Origin of the sequence: Nostoc foliaceum FACHB-393 (assembly GCF_014698505.1) — a bacterium.
Classification (GTDB): domain Bacteria; phylum Cyanobacteriota; class Cyanobacteriia; order Cyanobacteriales; family Nostocaceae; genus Nostoc; species Nostoc foliaceum_A.
The window spans coordinates 57,837-76,448 of the sequence record NZ_JACJTD010000021.1; the positions used below are offsets into that span (position 1 = coordinate 57,837).

Sequence of the window (18,612 nt, forward strand, 5' to 3'; positions counted from 1 at the left end):
ACTAATTATATGCATTACAGAGAATTGGCTTTAGCAGTTCGCTTCACCAATTGATCTAACTCTTGCTGCATCTGACTAACAACTAATTCATAACATTCATTGACATAGTGGCGATCGCTAGCTGCTTCTCGACCGTAACGTTCAAATACAATTGGTGGACAAACCTGCGTATACATGGGCACTGGTAATGGAATGTTGGGCAACGGGCCAATTGCTAATCCCCAAGGTAGTCCGAGATAGATAGGAAAAACTTCCGGATCAATCCCCAAAAGCCAAGGCATTCCCCATTCGTGGAGTTGCTGCACAACTTTGTAGCAGTCAGCCAGTACAATCAGCGTATCGTGAGCACCCCAGGAAATCACAGGTACAATCGGCACATTTTCCCGTAACGCTAACTTGATAAATCCTTGCCGCCCTGCAAAGTAGATTTTATTACGTAAATAATGCGGTCGGAAGACATCTTCGGCTCCACCTGGATAAACTAGCACACTAGCTCCAGAGCGCAAGGCAGTGTAAGCCATTTTTGGATGAGCCATGATTGCTCCAGCTTTGGCAGCCAGTTGGGCTATTGGCGGGCTAACCTGCCAAGCTTTGGGATGCATCAAACCATAAACGGGTTGCTCAACACCAAATCGTCGGAACCAGTCGTACATCACCATTGTCATATCGGGAGCTGCGAGTCCCCCATTGTGTGAACCGACAAATAGGACTTTTTCTTGGGGTGGAATATTATCCCAACCACTAGTTTGAACTCGAAAATAGTAGTGATAGAAAAAGCCCAACAGGGGCATCAGAGATTCTATGAATTTTGGATCTCGCTCATCCAAAGACCAACCGGGTTTTTTATTTAACAGATGCTGCTTTTTTGACATTGATGCATTCTAATCCCTTGCTCTCCTCTAGAGGCTCTGTGTATACCTTAGCTTTTATCGCTGTTTTGCTTCTGCTTGACTAACCAAACAGAGAGCAGAGCGATCGCTACACCAACTAGAATAAAGCAATAAATGTAGCCGAAGTTATCGACAATCCTACCAAATACTGCTGCGCCGATTCCCTGTCCGACAAACAAGCTGAAGGCGAACAGCGAAACAGCAGTGCCTCGTGCTTGGGGGGAAAGCTCAGTGGCTTGGGTTTGGAGGGTGCTGTGCATCATATAAAAGCCCAATCCCATTAAAATACTCAAGGGGATAAACAGCATCCAGTTCTGGAACAATGCGATCGCTAAGAAGCTGATACACATCAAGCCTCCTCCCACTCCCATCAAACCAATTTCACCCAGTCGCCTGACTAACCATTTAACTGAGCGACTATAAATCAGTCCACCCAATCCAAAACCACTGAGCATAAACCCGATCGCTACATAACTTAGACTATAGCGATCGCGCAGAAATGCGCCGATGTAAGCAAATGCCCCAAAGACGCAAAAGCCTTCCACAAACACCCCCACAATCACAGTCTGGGCGATCGGTTGGGTCAACAGTTGGGAATAAGGCCGAAATGTTATCCTACCTACACGACCTTGGGAACGTTGACCATTACCCAGATGGCGCGTCTTACGCCATAGAAGTCCAGCAATGCCAAGGGAGACGATGCCAAATAGGAGAAAGATATCACGCCAGCTGATATATTCCCCAAATATGCCGCCCAAACTACCACCCATTATTTGACCTAGCATCAGGGCACTTAGATACTTACCGATTGCAGCTTGGCGTTTTTCATAAGGAAAGTTGTCACCAATATAAGCTAGGGTGACGGGGATAATCCCAGCAGCAGCTATCCCTGTGAGAAACCGTAGCAAGGTAAGTAAGACTATATTTGAGACAAAGGCACAAACGGCAGTACCTACAGCAAATGCCGCCAGAGCTACTGTAATTACCTTAAGTTTGCCGATGCTATCGCCTAGTGGGCCATAGGCTAACTGAAATAGCCCGTAGGGAATCGTATATGCCGAGATAATCACCGCAGCAGTGCCAACGCCGACTTTGAACTCGTCGGCAATAATATGCAGTAGGGGATCAATCACCCGTGCATCAGCAATCACCATGAAGGCCGCAGCGCCCAACAGTCCTAATGAGACAGGTGTTTTGCCTGCTATATCTGTTGCTAACCTGCCCACTCAGTTCTCCTATTTGTTAATCACGAATTGCTCCAGATCGTGATACTGCCCTTTGAAGAAGCCATGCTGTTTCAGTACACCCTGACTTTGAAAACCTAACTTTTCTAGCAACTTTTTAGAAGCTATGTTGTCCAGCATGACTTGGGCAACAACGAAACACAAACCCATTTTCTCAAACCCAAATTGCAAGATGGTATGCACTGCCTCAGTCATTATGCCTTGTCTCCAAAAAGTACTGACAAGCTCATAACCGACCTCAGCAGAATGTTCTTGTGGGTTCCACCTAAAGCCACAAGAACCAATCAAAACGTTGTCTTGCTTACGGGCAATTCCCCAGCGAATTCCTTCTCCTTGCTCAAACCGCTTGGCTCTACGTTCAATCACAGCGATCGCTTCTTCAATAGAAGTGAAAGTATCAAGATCGTGAAACTGAGTCACGGCTGGATTGGAGAATATAGCAAAGATAGCCTCAGCATCCTGCAAAGTTGTCTCACGAAGAAGGAGCCTTTCTGTTTCTAATTCAGGAAAGGAAGATAGTGAGAACTCGTTGCTCATAATTGCTCCTTTAGAGCTTACTTAGCGATCGCCACAGTGACAAAACAATTCAAAACGCTCAAGGTTGAATAGTTTTCGCCGACTGGTTAAATAACAAATCTCGTGACTTATCTGGATCAAGCGCTTGAGTTTTCAGTGCTTCTGCTTTCTCGTAGGCGCGAATTGTTGCTGGACGGGTCTTAATTGCCTCAAACCAGCGCTTCAGATGAGGAAAATTCTCTAGATTCTGACTTTGGCGTTCATAGCCCACAATCCAGGGATAAGCAGCAATATCGGCGATGGAATAATCGCCAGCCACAAATTCTTTATCTGCTAGTTGCTTATTCAGCACTGCATATAAGCGTCCCGTCTCATTCACATAGCGATTAATGGCATACTCTATTTTTTCGGGAGCGTAGGCGCTAAAGTGATGATTTTGTCCCGCCATTGGCCCCAATCCTGCAATTTGCCAGAACAACCATTCTAAAACTTGAGTGCGATTACGTAAATCTTGTGGGATTAATTTCCCGGTTTTTTCTGCTAAATACAGCAAGATTGCACCAGACTCAAATACCGAAATTGGCGCACCTCCATCTGCTGGTTCGTGGTCAACAATCGCGGGGATGCGATTGTTAGGAGAAATCTTTAAAAATTCCGGTTTAAATTGATCCCCAGCCCCAATATTCACAGGAATTATGGTATATTGCAAGCCGACTTCTTCCAAGAAAATCGTAATTTTATGACCGTTTGGGGTTGTCCAATAATAAAGATCAATCATGGTTATTTTTCCTAAAATTGTGCGATTGTTTTTTAAGTGAATGGTGCGGACAGCTCTTTCGGATTTCTCGCAAAATCTGAAAGAAAGGGGAAAAACTGCTAAAATGCATACACAGTAAGCATTTTAGCACTTTATACCCAAAAGTCTTGTCCTAGAGGTAAGATGGAAAATCGCTGTCAGGAATGGAGCTAAAGCCCCATACTGGAATATTTTGCTGGACTATTACTGATTATTTTGCATTACAAAAAAAGATGAGATGCTTAAAAAAAATTAACTTTTTAGTTTCTGGATGACATTTTCAGGTTGTGCCTGGGAATCCTGGTTTGAAGATGAATCTCAGATCGATAATTTCAGGCTATGTGGTTAACATCTATTTTATCCCTGATTAAGCATTTATCGGCCGCTTGCTGTAGAGCGCTAAAAGGTTATTTATGTTGGGTGTAACTTAGCTTGCTTTAGTTATCGATGGAGGTGTAGTCCGAAGCTCATCTGTAGAGACATGGTGCTTTTAGAAAATTTGGTGAAGTTAAATTGTAACCAAAAACCGAGAATTTCAAATAATTTAGAGAGTAACTTATGATTGAAAAAACAGTAAAACTGATTGAAGGAAACTTATTGCCAAAAGGAGATTATGTTTCCTCAGGATTTGCTACTATCCAGCCAGATTTATATTTTCCCAATATAATTTTAGGAAATAAATATGATTCTTTTTGGCTTTACTTGCGAAGGGATATTACTCATAATTGGTACGTTGATAAGCGACGGCAAAATGTAGGATTTGTCAGCAGAGATGAAGCTCATATTATATACAATACAGCTTTAAAATTTCAGGGTAAAAAAGCTTTAGAAATAGGTTGCTGGATGGGTTGGTCAGCTTGTCATTTAGCTCTAGGAGGAGTGCAGCTAGATGTCATCGATCCTATGCTATCCGAACAATTATTTAATGAAAGCGTCACAGATTCGTTAAAGTCGGCAGGCGTTAAAGAATCCGTGAATCTAATACCAGGATATAGCCCTCAAAAAGTAGAAGAGATAGCAAATAAATTTCAACGGAAATGGTCATTGATATTTATAGATGGTAATCACGAAGCACCGGCTCCGCTGAATGATACAATTATTTGCGAACAACTTGCAGAAGCAGATGCTTTAATTTTATTTCATGATTTGGCTTCTCCCGACGTAGGACAAGGCTTGGACTACTTAAAAGAGAAAGGGTGGAACACAATGGTCTATCAAACTATGCAAATTATGGGAGTTGCGTGGCGGGGAAATGTTGAGCCTGTAATACATCAGCCAGATCCTAAAATTAACTGGCCCCTACCTCCACATTTACAAGGTTATTCTGTAAGTGGTTCAGTTCAAACTGCGGCGGAAGATAAATTTGCAGAAATTCTCAGAGCAGTTCGACCATATACTTTATTGAGTGAAGGAAAGTTATTCTCGCTTTATAGTCAGGTAAAACAACTATATTGTTATCTTTTTTGGCTGCCAAAAATGTTAATACAAGCGATCGCTAGAATCAAACCTATCAAGCACGACTAGCTTTGTATTATAAGCCATCACTAGCGACTGGCTATGTGCCGCTAGTGATGGCTTTCTCTGGATGAAACATAGAGCTTCAATTCATCATGCCCCTGTAGCTCGTCTTGATAAAACAATTTTATTGCTTGGTAGTCCAAAAGTGCATGAGTCATTTTTGAACTGACGACCATTTCATGAAAATCGGAACGATCAATGGCAATAACTTTGATCGCTGCGTCATGTGCCGCACGTACAGTTGCTTTGCGCGTGGTTTCGTGCAGTAATCCTATTTCACCAAAATAGTTATTAGGCCCCAATGTTTGTAATAATTTTGATTCCGAACCTGAAAACTCTTGAATGATTTCTACCTCCCCTTCAATCAAGATATAGAATTTATCAGCCACCTCACCCTGGCGAATAACAATTTCACCGGGCTGGAAGGTCAACATTTTTAACTTGGGAATCAATTGAATTAATTGCTTATCCGTTAAAGTTGGTAAAGCAACAGATAGCTGACCCTCATAGTCCACATCAAGTTTGCCATCTTCCATACGCACGATGCGATCGCTAGCCCCAAAGATACGACTGTCATGGGTAACAATCAAAACTGCACTTCCTTGTTCTTTCGCTAGTGTCGTCATCAATTCGGTGACTTCTTGTCCTGTTTGCCGATCTAAAGCGGATGTAGGCTCGTCCGCCAGAAGTAATCGAGGGCGGTGAACGAGGGCGCGGGCGATCGCAACACGTTGTTTTTGTCCGCCAGAGAGATCCCTTGGATAAGCGCTCAGATGCTGCCCTAACCCTACCGCTTTCAGGATTTCCGTACTTTGGCTTCTTGCTTCTTGAGGCGTGAAATTATCCTGTAGTTCCAGAGAAACCATCACATTCTGCTGGACAGTCATAAAATCCAGTAAGTTAAAATGCTGAAAAACATAGCCGATACCTCGCCGTATTTGCATTCGCTGGATTTCGTTGGCTCCCTTCAATTCATGATCCAGCACTTGGAGACTACCCTCTTGAACAGAACGCATACAGCCAATTAGAGATAGTAGCGTTGTTTTTCCAGAACCAGATGCTCCAGTTAAAATAACAACTTCTTTTGGGTAAATATCCAGATCAATTCCAAATAAAATTTGTTTTTGATTTTTGCCTTCTTGATAATAATGATTTAGCTTTTTGATGGCTATTACCTGACTCATAAATCTATAAAATTAATGAATTAAATTTACTTAAAAACATCGACTGGATCTGCATCTTTAACCTTTAGTAAGGAAAGCCCTGCTGATATTAGGCAAATAATGCAGACTAATCCTAGAACAAAAAATGCTGATTCTACAGTCATTTGGATAAATATCTTTGTAATTTTCACTAAGTAATCATAAGCCAGACATGATATTATTCCACCTGGAATATATCCGGCAATAACTAAAAATATTGCCTCTTGAAAAACTATAGAAACCAGAGATTTTTGACTAAACCCAAGAGCTTTTAAGGTTGCATAACTGGCAAGATTATGCGTAACCTTTACATAAAGTATTTGATATAAAATAAAAATACTGATAATTACAGCAATGATCAAAATAAACCGGAATATGAAGCCCATAGGTGAATTGTTTTCATGGAATATTTTTTCTCTTGTGATTAGTTCTGATTTTGAAAATACTTTAATGTTTCTAGGAAGATAACTTCTCAGTTGCTCAACAGTTCGCTCTATATTGTCCTTGGAATTAGTATTTGACTTTAATTTAATTAAGCCAACATCGATTTTTGTTAAGCTCCGTCCAAATAATTGACTAAAAGTCGTTGGATTGATGACAAAACTAGCATCATAAGCATTATTAACTCCTAATTCAAAAAGTCCAACAACTCTAAGTTCTCGTAATGAGCCGGTAGCTCCTGCTAACACTTCTGCTGATGATTCTCTTCTTTCGTTGAATTCAGCAATGATGGGATTAAATTCATTTCTGGCATTCCGGTCAAATAAAGCAAATTTTTGCTTGTTTAGTTTTTCAATATTCTCTTTAAGTCCGGGGAGATTTAGTGTTTGTATATTAGAAGGAATGCCTATGACATTCACTCTAATGCGATAAAGAGACTGATTTCTGTCGTACCATTGGGTTGAAGTAATGTAAAGTGGTGCGACAGATTCAACGCTCTTTAACGCTAGTGCTTGATATAAAGGTCTAGAGGAAAAAGTTACTGGTTGCAGTACAGTTGAAGAGAGAGAGCTAACTAAAACAATATCTGCATTAAAATTCAAAGGTAATTGCAACGCCCCTTCTAAAAACGCATTTCTCAATCCAAGCTGCATAAAAATGAGAAATGTAATGCAAAAAATTCCTACAATTCCTGCAATAGTTTGATTACGTTGATATCTCAATTGCAACCAAGCAATAGGAATTTTTTGAAGTTCAATTACAAAACGTCTGATCATTCTTCAAGTCCTATTGATACATCAACTTTGAGATTCGTCATTCCTGCTACAACACGGCTAGTTTCCCGATCCAGGCGAATTTTCACTTCTACTACATGAGCATCGACATCTGTTGCAGAATCTGTATCTAAAACATCGGGTTTACCAATTTCTAAACCCACTTCGGATACTTTTCCAAAAAGCGGTTTAGTGAGGCTGGGACTGGTAATCGTTGCTGTTTGGTCTAGATGTATTTTGGGGATATCTGTTTCATAAACCTCTGCTACTACCACCATTTGCATCGTATTACCTAAACTCACGATGCCTTTCGTCCCCACCATTTCACCAGGAAACGTTTGCACCTTGAGGATTTGTCCAGATCGGGGCGATCGCACCACACTTAAGTCCAGTTCCGCCTGAGCCTGCACCACCTTTGCCTGTGCCTGTTTCACCTCTGCCTGGGACAACTGCACATCTACTGGGCGCACTTCTGCCAAACTATTCAAAGAGGCACGGGCTTGATTCACCTGTCGTTGTGCAGCTTCCATCCCCAAGCGTTTGCTATCGTACTGGGAAGCCGAAACCGCCCCCTCATGGTACAAACTGCGATACCGTGACTCCTCCACCTGAGCATTCTTCAATTCTGCTTCCAGACGAGCGATCGCTGCTTGTTGAGCCTGTAAATCTCCCTGTTTCGCCCCCGCTCGTACCTGCATTAATCGTGCTTGGGCTACTCCCACCTCTTCTAGCGCCGTCTTCACAGTCGCTAGACGACGAGTATAATTATCTAACACCGCAAGCACTTGCCCCGCCTTCACCCAATCCCCTTGCTTCACCCGTAGCTGTTGGATGCGGGCTGATTCCGTTGAAGAAGGCGGAAACACTTGAAGCACTTCTCCTTCTGGTTCCACACGCCCCAAAGCCGTTACCGCTTGCACCACTGGTGTTTCAACCACTGGCTGAGGTTTGACTGCTTCACTCCTCGCCATCATCCGATACACCATTACTCCACTAAGCGCGATTCCACTGAAAAAAAATGTAGCTATAAGTACAAGTAATATAGTGTTTTTACTGTTGTCATTACGGGTGAAAAAATATGTCATAATTCTTCCTGTTTGGAGTATAAAACTATTGTTAGATATAGGATATAAGTCAATTTCACCTTGATAAAGTAAAAGAAAAAAGCATAAATTATCTGGGAAAGTTTTTATCTTTATAATATATACTGTTACTATTATTACTGCCAATCGCTCTATTACTGACTTCTGCAAAAACTGAGTCAGTATATAGAGTGATTGAAAATTCTAGTCTTTGTTTGGCGGTGGTAAAACTTTACAATTTTCCCCATAGGATGAAGAACGCACATTTAACGGTAAAGCTGCGGCATTATTTCCTAAGCCACAGCCAATTAATAGCGCCTTTTGCCCAGAAGCGAATTGTTCACAATTGGTCAACCAATATTGCAGATCAGGGTGTGAGGAGCTAACTTTGCCTAAGGAATTTGTGCTGCATCACCTTGGCAGCGACCATTATACTTTTTCATCGTGGTGATTTTGCGATCGCTGCCCAAACTCTGTGGTGAACCTGAAGAATTGGCGTAGGATATTTTGCTTCGAGTAATGTCGCCAATTCCTGGTCAAATACTTCTACCTTTTCTGGTGTCAAACTGGCTCCCACGCCAGCACTAGCACGAATTCGTCCCCGCCAAGCTTCGTGTGTATAAGACACAAACACATCATAAGAAAATGTGCGGATTTCTCGGAATCCTCCTTCGCCAATGTCTTGTAACCACAGGGGATACAATCCATTACCGCCGCCCAGATTCCACGCTGGATTATGAGCCTTGATCAGTTGTTCTGTTGCTTCAACTACATTACCTTTTAAGGGTATCCAATCAAAATGAGCGATCGCCAGCGAGCCATTTCTTTTCAATATGCGAGTAATTTCTTGGACGGCCCGCGGACGGTCAAACCAATGCCAACACTGTCCAGCAGTGATCACATCTGCACTTGCATCTGGTAACTCGGTATTCTCGGCAGTTGCGACTCGATAATCTACTTTGAGTTGGACAGATTCGCTTAACAGTCTCGCTTGTTCTAAAAGTGATACTGATGGATCTATGCCAATCACATAAGCACCTCTATCAGCAAAGCCCCGCGCTAGTGTTCCTGTTCCTGTACCGAGGTCAACAATATTCTGCCCTGGTAAACCTATACCATATTCAGACAGTTTGTTAAATAATGAACTGGGAAAGCCAGCGCGGTGTTTTGCATAATCAGTAGCAGTTGCACCAAAATCAATTTTCATCAAAAACCTCACGGGAGTTTGGAAACCCAGTGGCTTTTAGCCCTGGCAGGAAAAACGACTCGGCAGGCTTGAGCCTGCTGTCCACACATTCTGCTTCAACCCTACTTTCGCTGTAAATATTAATAGTAGCGAAAGTTTGTTCATGTACCTGATGCATAGGCTAGAAGTTCTCTACCCACGGACGTAGTTCTATTTCTCATGTCCAAGCATTGTGGGGTTATTTTAAGGCATAAAGAATGGTGTTCGTTAGAAGCTCACGTTATTTTCCGGGATGAACTTTTTTGATATCGATTTGGGCTTTGACTACAGTTGGATCATCTGTCTCCTCGATCCGAAAACCAAGTTTTTCACAAACTTTTTGCATAGCATAATTGTCAACCAAGATATCAGCAGTGATTCTTTTCAGTTGCTCATCTCGACTAACTTGCAATAATCTTTGTAGTAATTCGGTTCCTATCCCCTGGCATTGAGAGCGATCGCACACCACAATAGCAAATTCTGCTTCATTTGTACCATGTATTTTACTTAACCGACCGACTGCTAAAATTTCCCGTGTCTGGGTTTCAAGATTTTGATATTCCACAACTAGGGCTATTTCGCGATCGTAATCAATAAAGCAGATGCGTGTTAATCGTTCATGGGCTACTCTCGACTGGAGTTTAATTAAGTGGAAATAACGAAAATAAACGCTTTGTTCTGAGAGTGTCTTGTGAAATTGCACCATCAACGGCTCATCTTCTGGACGGATAGGACGGATGGTAACAGGAGTGCCATCTCTCATCATCCACTTGCCACTATATTGTGTGGGATAGGGTCGAATCGCTAACTTTGGTAGTTGCTCTTCTTTAACATTTGGTTCATAAAGGATAATCCGCGCATCGAGAGCAATCAATTGTTCAGATGAAGCCAGCAATGGGTTAATATCGATTTCCTTAATCCAACGCTGTTCGACAACTAATTGACTAAATACCACCATTAATTGTTCAAGGGCGGCTATATCAACACTTTTGCGTCCCCGAAAACCTTTCAGCGCTTTGTAAATCTGTGTTTGCTCCATCATGCGGCGCGCTAAAGTTGTATTCAGGGGTGGAAGTGCGATCGCGCGATCGTGAAAAATCTCGACTAGTTGTCCCCCTGTGCCAAAAAGCAATACCGGGCCAAACTGTGGATCGAGACTACTGCCGATAATCAGTTCATAACCGGCCATTTTTACCATAGGCTGCACGGTTACACCTAAAAAATGCTCAACACCTACTTTCTCACTCACTGATTCTGCAATAGCTTTGTAAGCGTGTCGTACAGTTTCAGCATCTTTCAGATTTAACTGCACACCGCCAACATCGGTTTTATGAGTAATTGTCTGGGAAAAGAGCTTTAAAACCACTGGATAGCCAATTGTTTCAGCACATTGAACTGCTTCATCCTCGGTCTTAGCAACGCAAGTTACAACCACCGGAATACCATAAGCTGCCAAAATCTGCTTTGATTCCAACTCTGTGAGAATAGTTCGCTGTGCTTGACGTGCTGTTTGAATGATTTTTTCAACGCAGTTACGGTCTGGTATCTCTAATGAGGAATCAAGTGCAGGCATTACAGGAGTTTCGTAGATACCACGCAGGTTATAACTAGATTGCCACATATAACTAAATATCCGAGCAGCAGTGTCAGGATAAGGATATGTGGGGATATGGTTACGATTGAGAATCATCTCACCTGCTGCTACATCTGCTCCTCCCATCCAACTGGCAAGGATGGGTTTACCAGCCATATGTGCGTAGGGTTTCAATTGTTCGGCTGTTTGGGTAGGGTCTGTCATTGCTTGAGGAGTGAGAATCACCAATAAGCCGTCACTATTTGGATCTTGAGCAGCTATTTCTAACGCTTTGGTATATCTTTGTGGGTCAGCGTCGCCCAGAATATCAATCGGGTTGCCGTGACTCCAATGTGCTGGTAATAGTTGGTTAAGGGATGCGCTAGTTTCTTGAGAAATTGGTGCAACTTCTCCACCAGCAGCAATCAGAGCATCGGTGGCAAGTACTCCAGGGCCACCTGCGTTAGTTAAAATTGTCAGGCGTGGCCCTTTGGGACGGGGTTGTTTTGCCAGCACCTCCGCCATATCGAACAAGTCGGAGATGCTGTTGACGCGCAACACTCCACAACATCGGAAAGCTGCATGAAGAACCTCATCACTTCCTGTTAGTGCACCAGTATGAGAAGCTGCTGCCTTAGCTGCGGCTTCAGTACGGCCTGCTTTAATCACAATAATTGGTTTGGTTAGAGCAACTTCCCGCGCTGCTGAGAGAAACGATCGCGCATTCCCAATTGATTCCATGTAAATGACAATACTTTTGGTCTGCGGGTCATCACCCAAATAGTAAATCAAATCTCCCCAACCCACATCCAGCATTGAACCAAGGGAAATAAAGGCACTAAATCCGACGTTTTCCCGAAAACTCCAATCAAGGATAGCAGTGCAAAGCGCTCCACTTTGACTAATAAAGCCGACATTTCCAGGACGTGCCATTGTACTGGCAAAAGTTGCATTTAAACCTGTTCGTGGACTCATCACACCTAAGCAGTTCGGGCCAATAATCCGCATTTTGCCACGATGTGCTTGCTCAAGTATTTGCTGTTCTAAAGCTACACCCTCTGCACCAGCTTCTTTAAAACCAGCACTAAGAATAATTGCACCTTTGACACCTGCATCCACACACTCATTAATAATGCTTGGGACTGTTGGTGCTGGGGTGGCAATAACTGCTAAATCCACTAGTTCTGGGACATCAAAGATAGTCGGGTATGCTTTGATTCCCAATATGCTATGCCGCTTGGGATTGACAGGGAAAACAGTTCCACCAAAAGGATTGCTAATCAAGTTCCATAGTAGAGTGCGTCCAACACTATCAGCTTTTTCGCTAGCACCAATTACAGCAACACTTTTTGCGGCAAAGATAGCATCAAGGGGATTAGCTTTCTCGGTTCGCAAAATATCATAGGCGCGATCAACGGATGACTGGATAGGCTTTTGCATGATTCGCTGTTACCTGTGGTGGAAAGTAACCGTTCAAGAAAATTTTAAAGAAGTAAGCTGAAATTTTCGTCTATAATTTGGGTAATTTTTTTTAGGGCGATCGCTACTCCAATTTCAGCAAATGGTGATAAGTAGCAACCTAATTCAAAGTTTACTCCTGGTACTTTTATCCACCAAGCTGGCGGACAACGACCGTATACAGCTTGAGTCAGAGCTAAGAGCGATCGCGGATCGCCTATATGCCCTGCAATAATCTTGAAAGATTCAGGTGAAAGCGATTGTACTTGTACCTGAGAACTTTCAGAGGTGAAACAAGCATCGATAAAGACTGCCAAATCAGCATTTGCTAAAGCTTCAGCCAGTTCAGGGGTGAGTTGGTGGACAGCAAGAGATTTCACGTTTGATAGATGCAACGCCTTAGCTACTCGTTGCCCAATGCCATCATCACTACGCAATTCATTACCGTAACCAATGGCGATCGCCTCCGGCGGCGCGTAGCCCATCGCATTGCAATTCATAGTTTTTGGCTGTCTAACACTACTTTCAAGTTATGCAAAAAACTTGAAGAACTTGTGAAGAACTGCTCAATCGACAAATTTTCTGGTTTTTTCTTTAACTGTCTTATCTGTCCTTGCATTCTCACTTTTATGCTGAGAATATATTCAAATTGATACACCAACTTGTAATTTACAAGTAAAAAGAACCCATGAAAAAAATACTGTTGTGCTGTTGTGCAATGATTTTAGCAATGTGGGTCGCCATTAGCCCTGCACTCGCTGCTGATAGCAATAGTCCTGCACCTGCTACGGATAGCAACAGCACTGCACTGGCCGGCTAATGTACATCTGAGGGATTTTTCCCCGATCCAGAGGACTGCACCAAATTCTTCCGTTGCGTAGATTTTGGCGATGGTAGATCGTTAACAAAGTTCGACTTTGACTGTAGACCGGGTACTGTTTTCGATGACCGATACAATACCTGTAACCATGCTTGGGCGCTCCCTTCCAATTCTAAATGCTACAAGCCTATGGAAAGCATGAAATAGTAAGAAACGGAGTCTGCGATGTCTACGGCATACTACGCCTACGCGCAGAGAAAATGCAGCTACAATCGGTTGGCTAACTATCTGAAGCTTACATGACTGTGCTATCGATGGGTAGTGAAAAATCACGAGACCATTCATTCCAAGAGCCAAAATAATTTTTAGCAGAAATTCCTGCTTGTTCTAGGGCTACAAATGTATTAGCAGCCCTTGAACCCTTAAAGCAGTAAATATACACAATGGACTCTGAAGTAATACCTACTGACTGACAAATTTCTCGGATTTCATCTGGCGATCGGAACGTGGGGATTTCCGATTCAGAATTCATTAGATGATGCCATTCTAACCATACAGCGTTAGGGATTCTACCTTTGCGAGGACAAAAATCAGGATTGTAGGGAGAAGAACTTAGCCCAAGCCATTCGTTGCGATCGCGCACATCTAATTTAATAATTGCTGGATTGTCAATTGCTTGCAACATCTCGGCGGTAGTCACCATCATGTCAGCGTTGGGATGCAATCTAAATATGCTGCTTTCACGTAATGGTACTTCATCGGTAGTAGGTAATCCCTCTCTGAGCCATGCTCTATATCCTCCGTGTAAGATAGATACCTGAGTGCAACCCAAATACTTCAGTAAGAAAGCTGCTCGACAAGATTGACCATAACCTCTATTTAAAGCATCTTCATACACAATTATCCGTTCTGCACCCGATATTCCCAGTTTGCTCATAATTTCTGCAAAATACTCTTGCAATACCTTTAATACTTCTGGAGAGGAATTCTCTAAAAGATAGGTGAAAAAATCTCTAATATTTATGGATTGAGGAATATGAGAAATAGCATAATTTTCGGGAGTTCGCGTATCGATAATGACAGCCTGTGATGACTTTTCTGCTAACAGGGACGTGACTTCTTGAGGAGAAATGAGGAGTTTTGTATTCACGCTTTCATGCTTCTGCTATCGTACCATTAGGCATTATCGCGCCCGGTAGATTTGCGTTTTGAAATACAAATTACAAAAGAATGAATGTTGAATGTTACGAGATAACTTTTGTAGTTGCGTTATTTTTAAGCAAGAATTCAGAATAGATTAATCTCGCCAAGCTTCATTAACAACACTTCCATCCGTCCCAACTAATTGAATATGCAAAGGCATTTGCCCCGCCGCATGAGTTGAACAACTCAAACAAGGGTCAAAAGCTCGAATTCCCGCCTCAACACGGTTTAACATACCTTCAGGAATTTTTGAACCGTGAATAAAATGCCGCGCGATTTGCGCTACTGTGCGATTCATTGCTAAATTGTTCTGACCTGTGGCAATTACTAAATTTACTTTCTGAAGTAAGCCATTTTCATCAACTTGATAATGGTGAAATAATGTCCCACGTGGTGCTTCACTTACGCCCACTCCTTCTAATTGATTAATGCCAGCATCAGCACGCAGTCGATTTGATAGTAAATCTGGGTCATCTAGTAAAATTTCAATTCGCTCAATTGATGCCAGAATTTCAATTAACCGGGCATAGTGATAGAAAAATGATGAGGTAACTGTGCCTTTACCTCTATCTCTAAATTCTCTCAATTCCGCATCAGCTAAAGGTGTACCAATATGACTGCAAATATTCAAACGCGCTAAAGGCCCTACTCGGTAAATACCACTATCGAGACTACAATGGTCGCTCTGGTCAGGATAACCTAAAGGACGATAATAGGGAGATTTTAAATAGGAATCCGGTTGAACTGCTTCACCGATAAATTCTTGATAATTAGTTGGATCGAGTTTATCAGCAATAATATTCCCGGCGCTATCTACAAAGCGAATATGTCCGTCGTAGTTCTCCCACAAACCATCAGGAGTGACTAAACCCATAAATAAGCTAGGAAAATTCCCGAAGGTTTGCACTTCTCTTTGATAATCATTGAGTAAGCCTTTAAATCTACCCAGTGCATCTAATATTGTGGTGCGTGCTTCCGGGATGCGGTTCTGAATATGGGTGCGTCCTTCTATTGATAAAGGTTCGCGGACACCACCAGGAACCGCCCATGATGGATGTATCTTGCGCCCTCCCAATTGTTCAATAATCTCTTGTCCAAATTGACGCAAGCGGATTCCTCCACGCGCCAGTTCTGGTTCTGCTGCAATTAAGCCAAATACATTGCGTTTTTCGGGGTCGCTATCCATTCCTAATAATAAATCTGGGGCGCTGAGGTGGAAGAAACTCAAGGCGTGGGATTGGATAATTTGTCCCAAGTTCATCAAACGGCGAAGTTTTTCAGCAGCTTTAGGAATTGTAACCGCAAGAATGCGATCGCCTGCCTTTGCTGATGCTAATAAATGACTCACCGGACAAATCCCACAAATTCGCGCTGTAATTCCTGGCATTTCCCAAAGCGGACGGCCCTCACAAAACTTTTCAAAACCACGAAACTCTGTGACATGAAAACGAGCATCGCTTACTTGTCCCGTATCATCTAGATAAATAGTGATTTTGGCGTGTCCTTCAATTCGGGTAACTGGGTCAATGATTACTTTTTTCATAACTATTTCAGGTCAAGCAAATTTCTAATGTTGCTGATGCAATATGGGTATAAATTGCTTCTAAGATACTTGGTAATTGCCTCACTCCAACTTAGATAAATAATCTGAGTAACTTGTGAAGTTAACCAAACTTGATAAATTCACGTCCTTCTAGCTGTGGTTTTTCTCCCCTTAACAGCGGCTCTAACACTGCTCTAATCCGAGTTGCTGAAGGTGGACATCCTGGCAAATAAATATCAACTGGTACTACTGTATGTACTGGTATCACACGATCTAGCAAGGTTGGTACAATACCAGGTTCATGAGGAATTGTGCCGTGAATATCTGCTGCTTCGATGTAACAACGTTGAAGAACCGGTTCAGCACTACCTAAAGGATTGCGTAAAGCAGTAACATTACCAGTAACAGCACAATCACCAAAGGAAACAAGAATGTGCGATCGCTCTCTTACTATCTGAATCATTTGCAGATGATCTTCATTGGCAACTGCACCCTCAACTAACACCACATCCACCCCTTGAGGATATTCTTTGGCATCAGCAAAGGGACTAAAAACTAAATCTACTTGTTGTGCTAAATCAATCAGCCATTCATCCAAATCGAGAAAAGACATATGACAGCCAGAACAGCCGCCTAGCCAAACCGTCGCTAATTTTAAACGAGCCATTTTCTTTTTTTAAGGAGCAAATGAATTTTGACCTTAGCATTCAGGACTTTAGTGCAATTTCTTGCCATTCCTGCACGATGTATTGAGGTATTGATAGATTGATGAAGTGTTGTTTACCTACAGGTATACCAATCAACAAATCTTCCGTTGGCAATTGAGGTAAAACATCCTTGAAGTCATACTGACCAATAGTTGGTGCTGGTGCTTCATCGAGGAAAATATCAGGAGCAGTCAATACTTTACCTGTATCAGTAGTAATCTTCAGGGGTAAGGGATGGCCCAGTTCCTGAGAACCGGGAAATCCCACCAACCGGAGATTTATTGAAGATATTTTATTGCCGTTAGAATTAACTCGCTTAAACAAGACAACCTGCCAATAATTTCCTAATTCATCATTTAATTTTTGCTGTGAGCGATATACTATTTCTCCTGGCGCTTCTTCTAATTGAATAACAGCAGCAATCACCTGTTGAGATGTGAAAGTTGCTAAACCCAGGTATATATATATTGTTAATATTCCCAGCAATAGGAGCCACCAAAAGGTTTTTAAGATGCGGCGTAACATTAGATTTACCTCATTGTGCTAATTCATGATTAGTGACTAAATAAGCCATTGTTGTTTTTCCCGTGCTGTGACTAAGAAATCAAGCTTGGCGCGATCGCGTTTCATTTCTCCGACGCTTGATCCTTTGTTAAAAAGCGCACCTGTAGGGCAAGCATTAACGCATTTGCCACAGGAAGTACAAGTATCTGAGGTTCCCCAAGGCTGATTTAAATCAGTGATTACATGGGAATTTGTGCCTCTACCCGCCATATCCCAAGTGTGCGCTCCTTCAATTTCGTCACAAACACGGATGCAACGAGTGCAAAGAACACAACGGTTATGATCAACACCAAAGCGATCGTGAGAAACATCGACTTTGCGATCGGGGAAATGGTAATCCAAACGCACATGATCCATACCCATCTCAATTGCCAAGTCTTGCAATTCGCAATTACCATTAGCTACGCAAACCGAGCAAATGTGATTACCTTCAGCAAATAACATTTCGATAATTGTGCGACGATATTTTTGTAAGCGATCGCTATTTGTCTCAACTTCCATACCCTCAGTAACTTTCGTCACACAAGCAGGTTGAAGTTTATTACTGCCAGCAATTTCTACTAAACAAAGCCGACAAGCCCCAACATCTCCAACTCCTTCTAGGTCACACAAAGTCGGAATGTGAATCCCTGCATCCTGCGCTGCTTGGAGAATAGTTTCTTCCTCACGGGCGCTGATTAATTGCTCATTGATTGTTAAAGTTTTGACTGCCATTTTTACCTCACTTTTTTAGTCATTCATCAACACAAGAGTGATTGTTTTGAGTTCCGGTAAAGAGCATATAGATTAGGACATTTTGAGAGTGTAAATGTTAGGAACAGTAATGTTTAACCTCCTGCCTCCTGCTATACTCAACAAAACTCAGCCCGCTCAATATTTGCTTGAAAGAACTCTGAATTGTGTTCAGTGACACGATCGCTTGTTGGTGACGATTCTAGCGATCGCCAAATCTTACTCACTTCTTTTTCGTTCTTTATCTGAATGATGACTAAAACTATGAATGCGATCGCCAGCAATGCACCAATGCCGAAGAAAATTTTGGTAAACATTTGACCCA

20 protein-coding genes and 1 pseudogene are annotated in these 18,612 nt (G+C 42.3%); 3 read left to right on the forward strand and 18 right to left on the reverse strand.

Annotated features, from left to right (window positions below; translation table 11 throughout):
* Positions 1–14: 14 nt before the first annotated feature.
* The 4 genes from H6G92_RS18330 to H6G92_RS18345 are packed head-to-tail and all read right to left on the reverse strand — an operon-like array spanning position 15 to position 3,428.
* A complete protein-coding gene (locus tag H6G92_RS18330) occupies positions 15–872 on the reverse strand; it encodes a lysophospholipid acyltransferase family protein (protein ID WP_190895067.1) in 858 nt (285 codons plus the stop codon).
* A gap of 47 nt (positions 873–919) precedes the next feature.
* Positions 920–2,116, reverse strand: coding sequence for an MFS transporter (locus tag H6G92_RS18335; RefSeq protein ID WP_190895068.1), 1,197 nt, complete (start codon positions 2,114–2,116; stop codon positions 920–922).
* A 9-nt stretch (positions 2,117–2,125) separates the two neighbouring features.
* Positions 2,126–2,671: a GNAT family N-acetyltransferase gene (locus H6G92_RS18340; protein WP_190895069.1), complete on the reverse strand. Its 546-nt coding sequence runs from the start codon at positions 2,669–2,671 to the stop codon at positions 2,126–2,128.
* A 58-nt stretch (positions 2,672–2,729) separates the two neighbouring features.
* Positions 2,730–3,428 (reverse strand): glutathione binding-like protein, encoded by a 699-nt coding sequence (locus H6G92_RS18345; protein ID WP_190895070.1) that lies wholly within the window; start codon positions 3,426–3,428, stop codon positions 2,730–2,732.
* A 576-nt stretch (positions 3,429–4,004) separates the two neighbouring features.
* Here H6G92_RS18345 and H6G92_RS18350 point away from each other — a divergent pair.
* A complete protein-coding gene (locus tag H6G92_RS18350; RefSeq protein ID WP_190895071.1) occupies positions 4,005–4,970 on the forward strand; it encodes a class I SAM-dependent methyltransferase in 966 nt (321 codons plus the stop codon).
* Between the two features lie 41 nt (positions 4,971–5,011).
* Here the strand turns inward: H6G92_RS18350 and H6G92_RS40880 are convergent, their stop codons facing one another.
* The 8 genes from H6G92_RS40880 to H6G92_RS18390 form a co-directional block, all read right to left on the reverse strand.
* Positions 5,012–6,148: an ATP-binding cassette domain-containing protein gene (locus H6G92_RS40880; protein ID WP_190895072.1), complete on the reverse strand. Its 1,137-nt coding sequence runs from the start codon at positions 6,146–6,148 to the stop codon at positions 5,012–5,014.
* A 26-nt stretch (positions 6,149–6,174) separates the two neighbouring features.
* Positions 6,175–7,383, reverse strand: a complete 1,209-nt coding sequence (locus H6G92_RS18360; protein ID WP_190895073.1) for an FtsX-like permease family protein — start codon at positions 7,381–7,383, stop codon at positions 6,175–6,177.
* A complete protein-coding gene (locus tag H6G92_RS18365; RefSeq protein ID WP_190895074.1) occupies positions 7,380–8,465 on the reverse strand; it encodes an ABC exporter membrane fusion protein in 1,086 nt (361 codons plus the stop codon). The genes H6G92_RS18360 and H6G92_RS18365 overlap by 4 nt, the downstream gene beginning before the upstream one ends.
* Before the next feature lie 201 nt (positions 8,466–8,666).
* A complete protein-coding gene (locus tag H6G92_RS18370; RefSeq protein ID WP_190895075.1) occupies positions 8,667–8,816 on the reverse strand; it encodes a hypothetical protein in 150 nt (49 codons plus the stop codon).
* A gap of 85 nt (positions 8,817–8,901) precedes the next feature.
* Positions 8,902–9,669, reverse strand: coding sequence for a class I SAM-dependent methyltransferase (locus tag H6G92_RS18375; RefSeq protein WP_190895076.1), 768 nt, complete (start codon positions 9,667–9,669; stop codon positions 8,902–8,904).
* Positions 9,659–9,826, reverse strand: coding sequence for a hypothetical protein (locus H6G92_RS18380; RefSeq protein ID WP_190895077.1), 168 nt, complete (start codon positions 9,824–9,826; stop codon positions 9,659–9,661). Before H6G92_RS18380 ends, H6G92_RS18375 begins: the two co-directional genes overlap by 11 nt.
* A 102-nt stretch (positions 9,827–9,928) precedes the next feature.
* Entirely contained in the window at positions 9,929–12,700 is a 2,772-nt protein-coding gene (locus H6G92_RS18385) for a bifunctional acetate--CoA ligase family protein/GNAT family N-acetyltransferase (RefSeq protein WP_190895078.1), read from the reverse strand.
* A 44-nt stretch (positions 12,701–12,744) separates the two neighbouring features.
* Positions 12,745–13,218, reverse strand: a complete 474-nt coding sequence (locus H6G92_RS18390; RefSeq protein WP_242059189.1) for a hydrogenase maturation protease — start codon at positions 13,216–13,218, stop codon at positions 12,745–12,747.
* Between the two features lie 188 nt (positions 13,219–13,406).
* Between H6G92_RS18390 and H6G92_RS40375 the strand changes: the two genes are divergently transcribed.
* Positions 13,407–13,538 carry a hypothetical protein gene (locus tag H6G92_RS40375; protein WP_277926757.1) on the forward strand — a complete coding sequence of 44 codons (132 nt, stop codon included), beginning with the start codon at positions 13,407–13,409 and terminating at the stop codon, positions 13,536–13,538.
* 12 nt (positions 13,539–13,550) lie between these two features.
* Positions 13,551–13,745: pseudogene (locus H6G92_RS41160) on the forward strand (chitin binding peritrophin-A domain-containing protein); the annotation flags it as partial.
* Between the two features lie 88 nt (positions 13,746–13,833).
* Here H6G92_RS41160 and H6G92_RS18400 read toward each other — a convergent pair.
* From H6G92_RS18400 to H6G92_RS18425, 6 genes are all read right to left on the reverse strand, one after another.
* Complete coding sequence (locus H6G92_RS18400) at positions 13,834–14,688, reverse strand: sulfurtransferase (RefSeq protein ID WP_190895079.1); 855 nt, start codon at positions 14,686–14,688, stop codon at positions 13,834–13,836.
* A gap of 147 nt (positions 14,689–14,835) precedes the next feature.
* Positions 14,836–16,284, reverse strand: coding sequence for a Ni/Fe hydrogenase subunit alpha (locus H6G92_RS18405; protein WP_190895080.1), 1,449 nt, complete (start codon positions 16,282–16,284; stop codon positions 14,836–14,838).
* Between the two features lie 121 nt (positions 16,285–16,405).
* The gene (locus H6G92_RS18410) at positions 16,406–16,951 is read right to left on the reverse strand and encodes an NADH-quinone oxidoreductase subunit B family protein (RefSeq protein ID WP_190895081.1); all 546 of its coding nucleotides are present in this window, start codon (positions 16,949–16,951) and stop codon (positions 16,406–16,408) included.
* 40 nt (positions 16,952–16,991) lie between these two features.
* Positions 16,992–17,516: a DUF3122 domain-containing protein gene (locus H6G92_RS18415; RefSeq protein WP_190895082.1), complete on the reverse strand. Its 525-nt coding sequence runs from the start codon at positions 17,514–17,516 to the stop codon at positions 16,992–16,994.
* Between the two features lie 36 nt (positions 17,517–17,552).
* Positions 17,553–18,269 carry a bidirectional hydrogenase complex protein HoxU gene (gene hoxU, locus H6G92_RS18420; protein ID WP_190895083.1) on the reverse strand — a complete coding sequence of 239 codons (717 nt, stop codon included), beginning with the start codon at positions 18,267–18,269 and terminating at the stop codon, positions 17,553–17,555.
* A 137-nt stretch (positions 18,270–18,406) separates the two neighbouring features.
* Positions 18,407–18,604 carry a hypothetical protein gene (locus H6G92_RS18425; protein ID WP_190895084.1) on the reverse strand — a complete coding sequence of 66 codons (198 nt, stop codon included), beginning with the start codon at positions 18,602–18,604 and terminating at the stop codon, positions 18,407–18,409.
* Between the last annotated feature and the right edge of the window lie 8 nt (positions 18,605–18,612).